The organism is Vibrio splendidus, assembly GCF_002873455.1.
Classification (GTDB): Bacteria; Pseudomonadota; Gammaproteobacteria; order Enterobacterales; family Vibrionaceae; genus Vibrio; species Vibrio splendidus_J.
The window spans coordinates 24,410-37,356 of the sequence record NZ_MCUN01000012.1; the positions used below are offsets into that span (position 1 = coordinate 24,410).

General features: G+C 43.2%; 11 protein-coding genes. 6 read left to right on the forward strand and 5 right to left on the reverse strand.

The window, feature by feature from the left end:
* Positions 1-131 precede the first annotated feature (131 nt).
* The 5 genes from BCU75_RS11665 to BCU75_RS11685 all read left to right on the forward strand — a co-directional run bounded on the left by BCU75_RS11665 (position 132) and on the right by BCU75_RS11685 (position 6,217).
* Positions 132-1,364 (forward strand): pyridoxal phosphate-dependent aminotransferase, encoded by a 1,233-nt coding sequence (locus tag BCU75_RS11665; RefSeq protein ID WP_076678046.1) that lies wholly within the window; start codon positions 132-134, stop codon positions 1,362-1,364.
* 170 nt (positions 1,365-1,534) lie between these two features.
* Complete coding sequence (gene yfbR, locus BCU75_RS11670; protein ID WP_076678047.1) at positions 1,535-2,131, forward strand: 5'-deoxynucleotidase; 597 nt, start codon at positions 1,535-1,537, stop codon at positions 2,129-2,131.
* A gap of 85 nt (positions 2,132-2,216) precedes the next feature.
* On the forward strand, positions 2,217-3,101 hold the full coding sequence (locus BCU75_RS11675; RefSeq protein ID WP_102473961.1) for a LysR family transcriptional regulator: 885 nt from the start codon (positions 2,217-2,219) through the stop codon (positions 3,099-3,101).
* 283 nt (positions 3,102-3,384) lie between these two features.
* Positions 3,385-4,521 carry a linear amide C-N hydrolase gene (locus BCU75_RS11680; RefSeq protein ID WP_102473962.1) on the forward strand — a complete coding sequence of 379 codons (1,137 nt, stop codon included), beginning with the start codon at positions 3,385-3,387 and terminating at the stop codon, positions 4,519-4,521.
* A gap of 352 nt (positions 4,522-4,873) precedes the next feature.
* Positions 4,874-6,217, forward strand: coding sequence for an anti-phage deoxyguanosine triphosphatase (locus BCU75_RS11685; protein ID WP_102473963.1), 1,344 nt, complete (start codon positions 4,874-4,876; stop codon positions 6,215-6,217).
* A 26-nt stretch (positions 6,218-6,243) separates the two neighbouring features.
* Here BCU75_RS11685 and BCU75_RS11690 read toward each other — a convergent pair whose 3' ends face one another.
* The gene (locus BCU75_RS11690) at positions 6,244-6,843 is read right to left on the reverse strand and encodes a tRNA-uridine aminocarboxypropyltransferase (protein WP_102473964.1); all 600 of its coding nucleotides are present in this window, start codon (positions 6,841-6,843) and stop codon (positions 6,244-6,246) included.
* A 9-nt stretch (positions 6,844-6,852) separates the two neighbouring features.
* Here BCU75_RS11690 and rrtA point away from each other — a divergent pair, with 9 nt between their 5' ends.
* The gene (gene rrtA, locus BCU75_RS11695) at positions 6,853-7,401 is read left to right on the forward strand and encodes a rhombosortase (RefSeq protein WP_102465943.1); all 549 of its coding nucleotides are present in this window, start codon (positions 6,853-6,855) and stop codon (positions 7,399-7,401) included.
* On the opposite strand, the gene BCU75_RS11700 is transcribed toward rrtA, so the two are convergent.
* The 4 genes from BCU75_RS11700 to lon form a co-directional block, all read right to left on the reverse strand.
* Positions 7,392-7,691 (reverse strand): ComEA family DNA-binding protein, encoded by a 300-nt coding sequence (locus BCU75_RS11700; RefSeq protein WP_102465942.1) that lies wholly within the window; start codon positions 7,689-7,691, stop codon positions 7,392-7,394. The genes rrtA and BCU75_RS11700 overlap by 10 nt on opposite strands.
* Positions 7,692-7,917: 226 nt before the next feature.
* A complete protein-coding gene (gene ppiD, locus BCU75_RS11705) occupies positions 7,918-9,783 on the reverse strand; it encodes a peptidylprolyl isomerase (RefSeq protein ID WP_102473965.1) in 1,866 nt (621 codons plus the stop codon).
* Between the two features lie 220 nt (positions 9,784-10,003).
* Entirely contained in the window at positions 10,004-10,297 is a 294-nt protein-coding gene (locus BCU75_RS11710) for an HU family DNA-binding protein (RefSeq protein WP_012604504.1), read from the reverse strand.
* A gap of 170 nt (positions 10,298-10,467) precedes the next feature.
* Positions 10,468-12,819 carry an endopeptidase La gene (gene lon / locus BCU75_RS11715; protein ID WP_102473966.1) on the reverse strand — a complete coding sequence of 784 codons (2,352 nt, stop codon included), beginning with the start codon at positions 12,817-12,819 and terminating at the stop codon, positions 10,468-10,470.
* Positions 12,820-12,947: the final 128 nt, after the last annotated feature.

Genomic DNA, 12,947 nt, shown 5'->3' on the forward strand with positions numbered 1-12,947 from the left:
ATGTAGAAAAGAGTGACAACAAAAAGACCAAACGTGACACTGAAATGCGACATTCATCAGATTTTTATTCTATCAAACCCCATTTTGCGGTACTTTAATAAAGTATTTAAATTAATTTCAGGAAATCGGCAATGCAAAATATCGGGATGTCGTCAAAACTCAACAATGTATGCTACGAAATCAGGGGGCCTGTACTCAAACATGCTAAGCGCATGGAAGAAGAAGGGCATAAAATACTGAAGCTTAATATTGGTAACCCCGCCCCATTTGGTTTTGACGCCCCTGATGAAATCCTTGTTGACGTAATCCGTAACCTACCGACATCTCAAGGTTATTGCGACTCAAAAGGCATCTATTCAGCCCGCAAAGCGGTTGTTCAGCATTACCAGAAAAAAGGCCTACGTAACCTTGATGTCGAAGACGTTTACATTGGTAACGGCGCATCAGAGCTTATCGTTATGTCTATGCAGGCGCTACTGGATAATGGTGATGAAATCTTAGTTCCTGCTCCGGATTACCCACTATGGACAGCGTCTGTTGCACTTTCTGGTGGCACACCGGTTCACTACATGTGTGATGAAGATGCCGATTGGTATCCAGATTTAGACGACATGCGAGCGAAGATTTCACCTAAGACACGCGGCATTGTACTGATCAACCCAAATAACCCAACAGGTGCGGTATACAGCCGAGATTTCCTACTACAAGTGGTTGAGATTGCTCGTGAGCATGGTTTGATTATCTTTGCCGACGAAATCTACGACAAAGTACTTTACGACGGTGCGGTACACACTTCAGTTGCAACACTAGCTGAAGACGTATTAATGGTTACGTTCAACGGCCTATCTAAGGCTTACCGTGTGTGTGGCTTTCGTGGCGGTTGGATGTTCTTAACGGGTCCGAAACACTTAGCGAAAGGCTACGTTGAAGGACTAGAAATGCTGGCCTCGATGCGTTTGTGTGCCAACGTTCCGATGCAACACGCTATCCAAACCGCACTCGGTGGCTATCAAAGTATCAATGAGTTGATTCTTCCAGGCGGTCGATTGCTTGAACAGCGTGACCGCGCGTGGGAATTGATTAACAAGATCCCAGGGGTTTCTTGTGTGAAGCCAAAAGGCGCGATGTACTTGTTCCCTAAGATCGATACCAACATGTACAACATCAAAGACGATCAGAAGTTTGTGCTCGATTTTCTTAAGCAAGAGAAGGTGCTACTGGTTCAAGGTACCGGTTTTAACTGGCCCAAACCGGATCACTTCCGCATCGTGACTCTGCCGCACATTGAAGATCTAGAAATCGCAATTGGTCGTCTTGAGCGCTTTTTGCAGACTTACAGTCAAGACGAGCTCACTGCCGATTAATGAACCCGAAGGGAAATGACTACAATTTGCTGTTTTAAAAGACTTTAACTTGTAATCAATCACTTCTATGCTTAAAAGGCTCCTGTTTAGGAGCCTTTTTTGTATCCGCTGTCTCGTATAACTTGTGTTGAATACAAGTACGAGTGGAGCATTGTTTAAAAAGGATGATTATGAAAAAGCAAAGTACATTCATGGCATGGGTAACACGAATGCCTTTAATCAAACGTTGGGCCTTGATGCATTGCTTTCAAGAAGAGAACGTCTCAGAGCACTCCCACCAAGTATCAGTGATCGCCCACCTACTAACCGTTATTAAGAACAAACGTTACGGGGGTAATTTAAGCCCAGAAAAAGCCGCTGTAATTGCTATTTATCATGAAATATCAGAAACCAAGCTTCAAGATATGAATTCAAAGACCAAATATCATAGCCCGGAATTTACAGCGGCATTCAAGAAGCTTGAAGATATTGCAGAGCAAGAGTGCTTAGAAACACTCCCTGAGGATCTTCAGGACGAATTCAATGACTTATTAGTTCAAAAAAATGTTGATAATGATTACAAGTCTATCGTGAAGGCTGCAGATATTCTGGCCGCATATATCAAATCTTTAAATGAACTTAGGTTCAACAATGATGAATTCTTACATGTGAAAGAAGGGCTGGAGCTTAGAATCGAAAAGCTTATTGAAACGATGCCCGAAGTGAATGATTTCATGGAGATATTTTGTGATAGCTGTACAACAACATTTGACAAGATATCCGGGTAAGATTCCCTAACATATTTGAAAGATAGCTAAACTTCATTTTACGTTAGTATCATATTATTTAGAAAATTAAAGATTGTTAATCTCTATGACTTCACCAAGTATTGAACATTTACGTTACTTTATTATTGTTGTCGAAAAAGGGTCTTTCACTGCAGCCGCTCGATATTTAAAACGTGACAGAAGCTCTATTGGCCAAGCAGTCTCCAACTTAGAAATTGACCTCGGCTTCGAACTGTTTGAACGAAATGGCCGTCAGCTATTGCTAAAACCCGAAGGCCAGGCTCTTTATAATAAAGCTCGAACATTGCTCCATAACTACCAATCTTTTTGCCAGTTCAGTACTGACCTTTCTGCAGGACTTGAATCTGAGATTGTAGTTGGTGTCGACTATTTCGTATCAAACTCCGAAATAGCGGACCTCCATCACTTGATCACCCAACAATTTCCGAACCTCTCAGTCCACTGGAGACAGCACTCAACTTTTGAACTGGATAACCTCCTTGATAACGGCGACGTCGATATCAATATTCGATTATTTCAAAATAATAATATCTCAGATGAGTATCACCTTGCTCATATTGACAATTTAGAACTTGTGCCACTCATCAATGCAAATGCACTCCCCCATAAATCGGGCTTAGTTAAACACCAAGATTTGCGTTCAACGCCTTTGATTTCTTTCCCAGGAATGGACAGTGTTTTTCGTAATGATCGTTTTGAAAAAACACATCGAGTCTTTTCCCGAGAGTGCGCGCTTCAGATTGTAAGAACGAAAGAATCTTGGACATTGGGGACTTTAGAGGAGGCTTTTTTGTATCAGCAAGAGCTTTCACCTATTCATCTAGATACAAATCATCCTTTTACATTGCGTCGGTTGTTAATTTGGCGACATAACCAAACAATGGGAAAGGCAAAACTTTGGTTAATTAAAAACATTCCTTTGATACTATCCAAGTCAGCAAAAAGCTAATTCTATGTATATGGGGGATTATCCCCCGTAAAACAAATCAAGCGCTTTGCACCTTACCGTCACTACTCATTAGAATCCTCACACTAAATCAATAACCAGCCTTCAATATTACAAGTCGGCACTTGGGTTATGTTTTGAAACAGCGTCTTGCTGAGTTAATTCGATGCGATACCTTGGCAACCTTGCCACAAGCAATTGATTACGAGCTCTTCCTATACGTTTGTTTCATTAGTTATCAATATCGAAAGTTATCAATATCGAATTTACGTAGAGGAAAAATCCAATGAATCAATTCAAGAAAATTGCAAAAAAGATAGGGCTTATCAGCTTGCTTGCTCCTGCTTTGCACGTTGGAGCAGTGCTTGCTTGTACAAGTATTGCTCTTGAAGCACAAGATGGTGCTGTTGTTTACGGTAGAACAATGGAATGGGGTACTTTTGACCTTCACTCGAGGGTTGCTATTATTCCACGTGGGTATGAATTTGAAGGCAGCACTCCGGATGGTAAACCAGGAATGCGTTGGAAAGCGAAATACGGTGCCGTTGCACTTGATGCTATTCAAAAAGATTACATGATGGATGGTATGAACGAGCAAGGTTTAGTCGTTGGGCTGCTATACCACCCGGGTGTCGCCAAGTACCCAGAATATAACCCGTCAAACTCAGATCACACTATTGGATCGTTAGAGATCGTCAACTACGTACTCACTTCATTCTCAACGGTAGACGAAGTTAAAGAAGGATTGGACAAAGTTCAAGTGGTTGGAATCATTGAGCCAGCCCTGGGAATTGAAGCTCCAATTCACTTAACTGTTATCGATGCCAGCGGAAAGGCCATTGTCGTTGAGTACTTAAATGGAAAGCTCGCAATATTTGACAACCCAACCCGAGCATTAACAAACAGCCCTAGCTTTGATTGGCATATGACGAATCTACGCAACTACATCAATTTGACAGGTGCAGCATTACCGACAAAAACACTAGTGCGCGGTTCTGAAAATGTGGATTTGGCACCTATTGGGGCTGGTACTGGCTTCCTTAACCTCCCTGGCGACTTTACTCCACCATCAAGATTCATTCGTGCCGTAGCGTTTACTGAAACAGCTAGAGAAACAGCCGATGCTGATGAGACTGTCTATGAAGTCTTGCGCATCATGGACAACTTTAATTTACCTTTGGGTGCAGCTGAGGGGCCTGCTGCGGAAAGTGGTCAGTTAGATGGCATGAGAAGTTCGACTATTTGGACAAGCGCTGCTGATAGTAAAAACTTGAAGTATTACTACCATACTCAGCACAATCGAAAAGTAAGAATGATTGATCTTAATAACATTGATTTTTCAGCTAACAATTCGCATATCCAACACCTTGAACTTGATGTAAGAAAAGTCCAGGAAATTGATGACATAACGCCGATAAATTAATGTAGTAACCGTTTTTTTAAGGAGCTTTGATTAAGGTGGGAATCTGGAGATAACCACCTTTTTTTCAACACCAAAACCGCTCTCTCTTCACCGCAGTAATACATCGCTGACCACGTACACTTAACCGTCAAGTGATCTACAAAACACACTCCAATTTCAACATATCTTATGCAACCTTAATCAACATTAGAATATACATAACTTACTTTCATTTCTTTCAAAAGAAGCAATACAAATTGAGCTCTATCTTCTTACTTTCTATTTTTCATTGAATGATATAAAACAGCTAGATGTATATTTATTATATAATTGAGCCAATGACCTCCGTAAAATCAGATTGATAGGTGTTATTTTGACTTCTCCTCACGAACCACCATTTGAACTCGAACAAGAATGGCAACATCGAAATGACGATGAACATAAAATAAGACGTGATGACCATCGTAGCCCGTATCAACGCGATCGTGCGCGGGTGCTTCACTCTGCGGCTTTTCGTCGCCTACAAGCCAAAACTCAAGTACACGGTACCACCGTCAACGACTTCCACCGCACACGCCTTACCCATTCGTTAGAAGCCGCTCAACTTGGCACAGGCATTGTTGCTCAACTTAAAAAGAAGCAACCTAAGTTCCGAGAACTACTGCCTTCAGATAGTTTGATTGATTCACTGTGTTTGGCACACGATATTGGCCATCCTCCTTATGGGCATGGTGGTGAAGTCGCACTCAACTACATGATGCGTGACCACGGTGGCTTTGAAGGCAATGCTCAGACATTCCGAATTGTCACGCAACTTGAGCCTTACACTGAACATCACGGGATGAACCTATCTCGACGCACTTTGTTGGGTCTCATTAAGTACCCTTCTCTACTTAGTGAGGTTCAAGCGAAATTGCAGTCTGAGCCCGTTAAACACCAACGGCAGCTACGAGCCAAAGATTGGATGCCAACAAAAGGCATATATGATCATGATGAAGATTTGTTTAACTGGGTGCTTAAGCCGCTTTCAAGCAACGATCAGCAGCTTCTAAAACAGAAAAGAAAAACGCACACCGAGCCACTTGAGCACAACAGAACCAAATATAAGTCACTTGACTGTTCGATCATGGAGCTTGCCGATGACATCGCCTATGGCGTACACGATTTGGAAGATGCGATTGTGCTAGGTTCAGTGACTAAAGCTCAATGGGTCGATTCTGCATACCCTCAGCTCAGAGAAATGGCTGACCCTTGGATTTGTGAGCACTTAGATTCAATTACAGAGATGCTTTTCTCTGGTGAGCAGTATCGTCGAAAGGATGCGATTGGTGGGATAGTCAACGCACTGTTGACCAGTATTTCGATTGAACGAGTGGATGCAGACTTTGAGAATGTACTGCTCGCTTACAATGCCGTGCTCGAACCGAGCATGGATGCCACACTCGATAAGCTGAAACATTTCGTTAGCGAGTTTGTTATCCAAGTCCCTCAAGTTCAGGTCATTGAATACAAGGGGCAGCAAATCATCATGGACATGTTTGAGGCGTTCAGCGCCGATCCTGAACGTTTGTTGCCACTGCCTATCAAGAAGCAATGGCTACAACATCAAGATGAGTCTAGAAAGATGCGCGTGATCGCCGATTACATCTCATCAATGACCGATGATCTTGCGCAGAAAATGCATCTGCAATTGTTCTCAGCTCATACCGAATTTTAATTCCTGACTCACTCTACAGAGACGGCTTAATCTAAGTAGTTTTTCTCAAACACGCCAGGCGGCATTTGATTGATTTGAAACTGAATCATTTGGTCAAATGCCGTTAGCAAAGGGCGAAAGTCACCATCACTCTCTAACAAGCTAAGCAAATGATAGCCAGCTTCAACGGTTGAAAGGCTGTTTTCACTTGGCGCTTTACGGATTCGATAATTACCCTTGAGATCTTTCGGTAAGTGAACCGTGCTCAGCGCATGCAAGTTACTTGACACCTGCCACATCTTGAACGCCTTCTTCCACGTCCCATCCAATAAAATTACACGCAGCTTCTTGCTTGGACATGTCGCAGATTCAACTGAAACAGAGTTTTCGCTTGGGTATAAAATTACATGTTGGTACTGTTCATCGGCCAGCAATGCGTTCAATTGTTCGTTGTCTGAAAAATCTTCACCGACAAGCGTCACGCTGTTATTTAGAGATAACGAGAGGATACGCGCAGTTCCCATCGGGCGATGCTCTTCTGATGGGTGCTGAAGAATGATAAGCTCAACATTCGATTCGAGTGGTGTAACCCACTGACAAATACAAGCTTTCAACGCTTTACTGCATTGGGGGCAATAACGAGACATGGATTTAATGTGTACCCTGTTTTAATTTTCACTTCACTTTTATGCGTTTTATTCCAACTTGAGCCTGTGCAGGCTTGGGTCGTATGGGATAAAAATGCAATTGCCGATGGGCAATGGTGGCGGATCCTAACAGGAAACTTTTCACATACCAACCACTCACACCTTCTGATGAATTTAGCAGGCTTGTGGATCATCAGCTATCTGTTTAAACCGAGTAAAAAACAGCTTGTTCTTGCTCTGCTTGTCATTAGTTTAGTGACTGGGATCGCTCTGCTGTTTTCGAGTATTCAGATCTATGTTGGCCTATCTGGCACTTTGCATGGGTTGTTTGGCTTATTCGCGCTCAGTGAGGCTTTAAACGGTAGGAGATCAAGTTGGCTGTTAGTATTAGGATTAGTCGCTAAAATCGCTTGGGAGCAGCTTGTCGGTCCATCGAGTACAACTGGCGAACTGATTAATGCTCGTGTCGCGATTGAAGCCCACCTAGCCGGTGCACTGGCCGGAGGCTTCATATCTATCGTTTCGTTTCTAACAAATAGGAAAACGGATCAAAGTTGAATTCTATCTCGGTTTTTTTCAACTGTGGCTTCGCCTATCCCTTTCACACTCACCAAATCATCAGCAGTCGTAAACGCACCGTTTTGATCTCTGTAATCGACGATCTCTTGGGCTTTCTTGTCCCCTACACCAACTAATAGCGCTGATAGCTCCTCCGCCGTCGCGGTATTGATGTTTACCGTAATCTCAATGCCATCGTAAAGCTCAGCTTTAGTTGGGCTATCAGAGAACGCTGGGGAGCTCAGGGCCATCAGAAATGAAAGAAGTAGTGTTGAATATATCGTGCGCATAAACCGTTCCTTTGAACAAAAAACGTAATTTATGCATTTGCCGCACTAGATAACACAATCACCAGATAAAAATAAAGCGGGTCACCAAAGTGACCCGCTTCGTTATACATCTTATTTTCATCAGCTTGTTTGTTGGCTCGCAAATCTCTTTTACAGAGCAATAACCATGCTTTGATTATCAGTAGCAAATCATCAAGTTGACCTTACTACTGAGATAATCAAACGCTTACTGACCTTGACCCACTACGTAGTATTCAACGTCTGCGTTTTTGCGCAGTACGTTTAATACATTAGTAAGGTCTTGCTGGTTACCAACGCGCTCTAACTGTGCACCAATTTGAGTACTGTAAGCTGGGTTGATTTCAGCCGTCACTTTAGAGAGCTCAACAACAACGATGTTACCGTTTTGGTCTTTAGATTGACCGAATACAGCTTGACCTGCTTCTGGTTTCGCTAGAGCGAATACAGACGCCGCTAGTGGCGAGTTACGGTCAATCGTTTCAAGTTCAGTGAACTCAAGGTTGTTATCTGCAAGTACTGCTTCGTTACCTTGCTTAAGCTCGTTCACTAGAGAAACACCTAGCTCAACTGCTTGTTGCTCAGCTTGTACAGCAGACAATGCAGCGACAACTTGATCTTTCACTTCAGCTAGAGGAAGAACTGTCTCGTCGCGAGTCTCTTCTACACGAACAACAATCACGTGCTCAGGTGCAACTTCAATAACTTCAGAGTTCAGACCGTCTTCTTTCACTTCAGGGCTCAAGATAGCTTGCATAACGGCAGGCGTCATCAGAACTTCTGGAGCGTCAACTTGAGAGATGAAGTCTGTTGTTGTGATCTTCGCGTTGATAGCTTCTGCTGAATCATCCAAAGAATCTGGGAATTCAAACGCTACTTTTTCTAGCTCAGTTTGCTGTTCGTAGAACTGATCTACAGCACGCTGGTCTAGTAGCTCTTGTTTAATTTCAGCGGCTACTTCTGTGTAAGGCTGAGCTTGAGACGCTTTAATTTCGTCTAGCTTGATGATGTGGTAGCCAAAATCAGATTTAACTAGGCCAGTCGTATCGCCAATATTCTCAAGAGCGAAAGCCGCATCTTCGAATGCTGGGTCCATAACATCGCGTTCAATCCAACCTAAGTCACCGCCAACATCGGCACTACCGAAGTCGTCAGATTTCTCTTCCGCTAGCGTAGCAAAATCAGCGCCTGCATTTAGCTCGTCTAGGATTGACTGAGCTTTCGCTTCGTCATCACCTTGAACTAGGATGTGGCTAACTTTACGTTGCTCTTCAGTTGAGTACTTGTCTAGGTGCTCTTGGTAGTATTTCTGTGCTTCTTCATCGCTTACTTCAAGCTGAGACTTAAGTGCTTCAGCTGAAAGCTCGATGTAAGACACCTTAGCTTGCTCTGGACGAGTGTAAGCTTGAGGGTTCTCAGAGTAGTACTGTTCAATTTGCTCATCAGTTAGTTCAATGTCTTTTGCTAGATCAGCAACAGATAAGGTCACTGTGCGAATGTCACGAGTTTGAGCAATAAGCTTGCTCTGAGTATCGATTTCGCCTTGAAGAACAAACTCACTGCCTTGAAGCGCAGTAACAAGCTGGTTACGCATGAGGTCACGACGCATGTATTCAGCGAAGCTTTCTGCGCTGAAACCAGCACGACGCAGTGCTGCTTGGTAAACTTCTTGATCAAATTGACCAGCAGTTTGGAACTGAGGCATTTCTAGAATCATTGTACGGATTTGAGAATCACTGATTCGTAGGCCTAGTGACTCAGCTTGCTGCTCAAGTAGAACATCATTGATCATGCGATCAAGTACTGATTTACGGAAAGACTCTACGTATGCAGGGTCTGCAAGCATTTGAGCGAAGTAATCGCCAAGTTGAGACTGCATACGATTACGTTCGTTTTGGTAAGCTTGTTCGAACTCACCACGAGCAATTTCTGTGTTGCCAACTTTAGCTGCTGCGTTGTTACCGCCACCGGTGATGTAGCTGCCTACACCTGCGAATACGAATGACAGGATAATCAACCCAAGGATAATTTTTACCGCGATGCTATTCACGCCTTCGCGTAATCGATCCATCATAATTTAAGTGCTCTCCGGATATGAAGTATTGGCTTCAAAATAAAAATCTATTCACGCGATATTATCAGAAAAAGAAATGCGCATCAGTAGGATGCGCATAATTTAAATAAGTTCAATGTGCTTTGCACACATACTGTCTAAGAATGAAACATCATTGTTCAAACAGTAAACGCATTTTACTGCCTTCCCCTCTCTAAAATCGAGGTTTCAGCAGTGAAAATTAGTTACATGCGTCTTTAAGTGCTTTACCTGCTTTGAAGCCAGGTACTTTAGCTTCTGCGATTTGGATCTCTTCACCAGTTTTTGGGTTACGACCTGTACGAGCAGCACGAGTACGAACACTGAAAGTACCAAAGCCAACAAGTGCAACTTGATCACCTGATTGTAGCGTTGTGCCAACTGCTTCGATGAAAGCGTCTAGAGCGCGACCAGCTGAAGCTTTAGAGATGTCTGCGTTTTCTGCGATTGATTCTACTAGTTGTGTTTTATTCACTGTTTTTCCCCTATGTGTCATCTGTGACTACTTCTTGATGACTGTACGTTCCATTTTGGTTTTAATTTAGCCGCAAGCCTTATTGCAAAAGGGCTGCCGCTTTAGTCAAATAACTTAGCGTCCAAAAAAAACGCTGACAAGCCTTTTCGGGTCTATCAGCGTAATTCTTTACTTATTTTTGCTATGCATCACTATTTTTTCACGTCAAACTCGACCCCTGACGGATCTCGTTCTAACGCGACTTTAAGTACTTCATCAATCCATTGGACCGGAATCACCTTTAAGTCAGCGATTACATTGTCTGGAATCTCTTCCAAATCACGCTCATTGTCTTTAGGAATCAAGACAGTTTTGATGCCGCCACGGTGTGCTGCAAGCAGTTTTTCTTTCAAGCCACCGATAGGTAAAACTTCACCACGAAGGGTAATTTCACCTGTCATACCGACTTCAGCTTTCACAGGGTTACCTGTTAGGCTAGATACCAATGCAGTACACATTGCGATACCCGCACTCGGACCATCTTTTGGTGTTGCACCTTCCGGTACGTGAACGTGAATATCACGCTTCTCGTAAAAATCGGTATTAATACCCAGATTTTCCGCACGAGAACGAACCACAGTCATGGCTGCTTGAATCGACTCTTTCATCACATCGCCAAGAGAACCGGTTTGCGTTAACTTACCTTTACCTGGCATGGATTCAGTTTCGATAGTCAGCAAGTCGCCACCAACTTGAGTCCACGCTAAACCAGTCACTTGACCGATACGGTTACTCTCATCCGCTTTACCAAAGTCATGACGTTGAACGCCTAAGTACTCTTTCAGGTTATCTATGTTAACCGTTACAGACTTAAGGCTGCTGTCTAGCAGAATGTTCTTAACTGCTTTACGACAGATCTTAGAGATTTCACGTTCTAGGTTACGCACACCCGCTTCACGCGTGTAAAAACGAATAATGCCGACGATAGCTGAATCTTCGATATTAATCTCGTGAGGCTTAAGACCATTACGTTGAACTTGTTTGTCCAGTAAGTGACTTTTAGCGATGTTTAGCTTTTCATCTTCTGTGTAACCCGACAGACGAATCACTTCCATACGGTCCAGTAACGGGCCAGGAATGTCCATTGAGTTAGATGTTGCAACAAACATGACATCTGACAGATCGTAATCTACTTCTAGGTAGTGATCGTTGAATGCAACGTTCTGCTCAGGGTCTAATACTTCTAGAAGCGCTGAAGATGGGTCACCACGCATATCAGAAGACATCTTATCGATCTCATCTAATAGGAACAGTGGGTTCTTAACGCCAACTTTAGACATCTTCTGGATCAGTTTACCCGGAAGTGAACCGATGTACGTGCGACGGTGACCGCGGATTTCCGCTTCGTCACGTACGCCACCAAGAGCCATACGAGTGTACTTACGGCCCGTTGCCGCTGCAATCGAACGGCCTAGCGAGGTTTTACCTACACCAGGAGGACCAACAAGACAAAGGATTGGACCTTTTAGCTTGTTAATTCGATTTTGTACTGCCAAGTATTCAAGGATACGTTCTTTAACACGCTCTAAGCCGTAGTGGTCTTCATTCAAGACCTCTTCCGCTTTCGCTAAATTCTTCTTAACTTTTGAACGCTTAGCCCAAGGAACACCAACCATCCAATCGATGTAGCTACGTACTACTGTTGCTTCAGCAGACATTGGCGACATCATTTTCAGTTTTTGCAGTTCTTGCTCGGTTTTTTCACGAGCTTCTTGAGGCATTTTTGAATCTTCGATCTTCTTCTTCAGAGTCTCGAATTCATCAGGTGCGTCATCCATCTCGCCCAGTTCTTTCTGAATCGCTTTCATTTGCTCATTCAGGTAGTACTCGCGCTGAGATTTCTCCATCTGCTTCTTAACGCGGCCACGAATGCGTTTTTCAACTTGCAGGATGTCAATTTCTGACTCCATTTGGCCCATTAAGAATTCCAGACGTTCAGTCACATCTGCAATTTCTAGAACGTGCTGCTTATCTACCAACTTAAGTGGCATGTGCGCTGCAATCGTATCGGCTAGGCGTGCAGCCTCATCAATACCGTTCAGAGACGTTAGAACTTCTGGTGGGATTTTTTTGTTTAGCTTAATAAAGCCTTCGAATTGATTGATCGCGCTGCGAACAACCACTTCTTGTTCTTTTTCGTCAAGTTCTGAGGTTACAACGTATTCGGCATCCGCTAGGAAAAATTCACTTTCTTTAAATTGGTGAATTTTTGCACGCTGCTGACCTTCAACAAGTACTTTTACAGTACCATCAGGCAACTTTAGCAACTGAAGAATAGTCGCGACTGTACCTACGTTGAATAGGTCGTCGATTGAAGGCTCATCAGTGTCCGCTTCTTTCTGCGCTACAAGTAGTACTTGTTTGTTAGCTTCCATTGCCGATTCAAGGCAAGTAATCGATTTTTCACGACCGACAAACAATGGAATAACCATGTGTGGGTAAACCACTACATCACGTAGAGGTAGCACGGGGATTTCGATACGCTCGGAACGTTCCAAGTTCATATATTTCTCTCTTCCGCTTTAACTTATAAAGCAGTATATGGGGCTTAAACGACTGGATTCAATGGAAGAATAAAAAAAAGGAGGTAATTACTTACCTCCTTTTTCAATTTGAGTGACTTGTCTAAAAA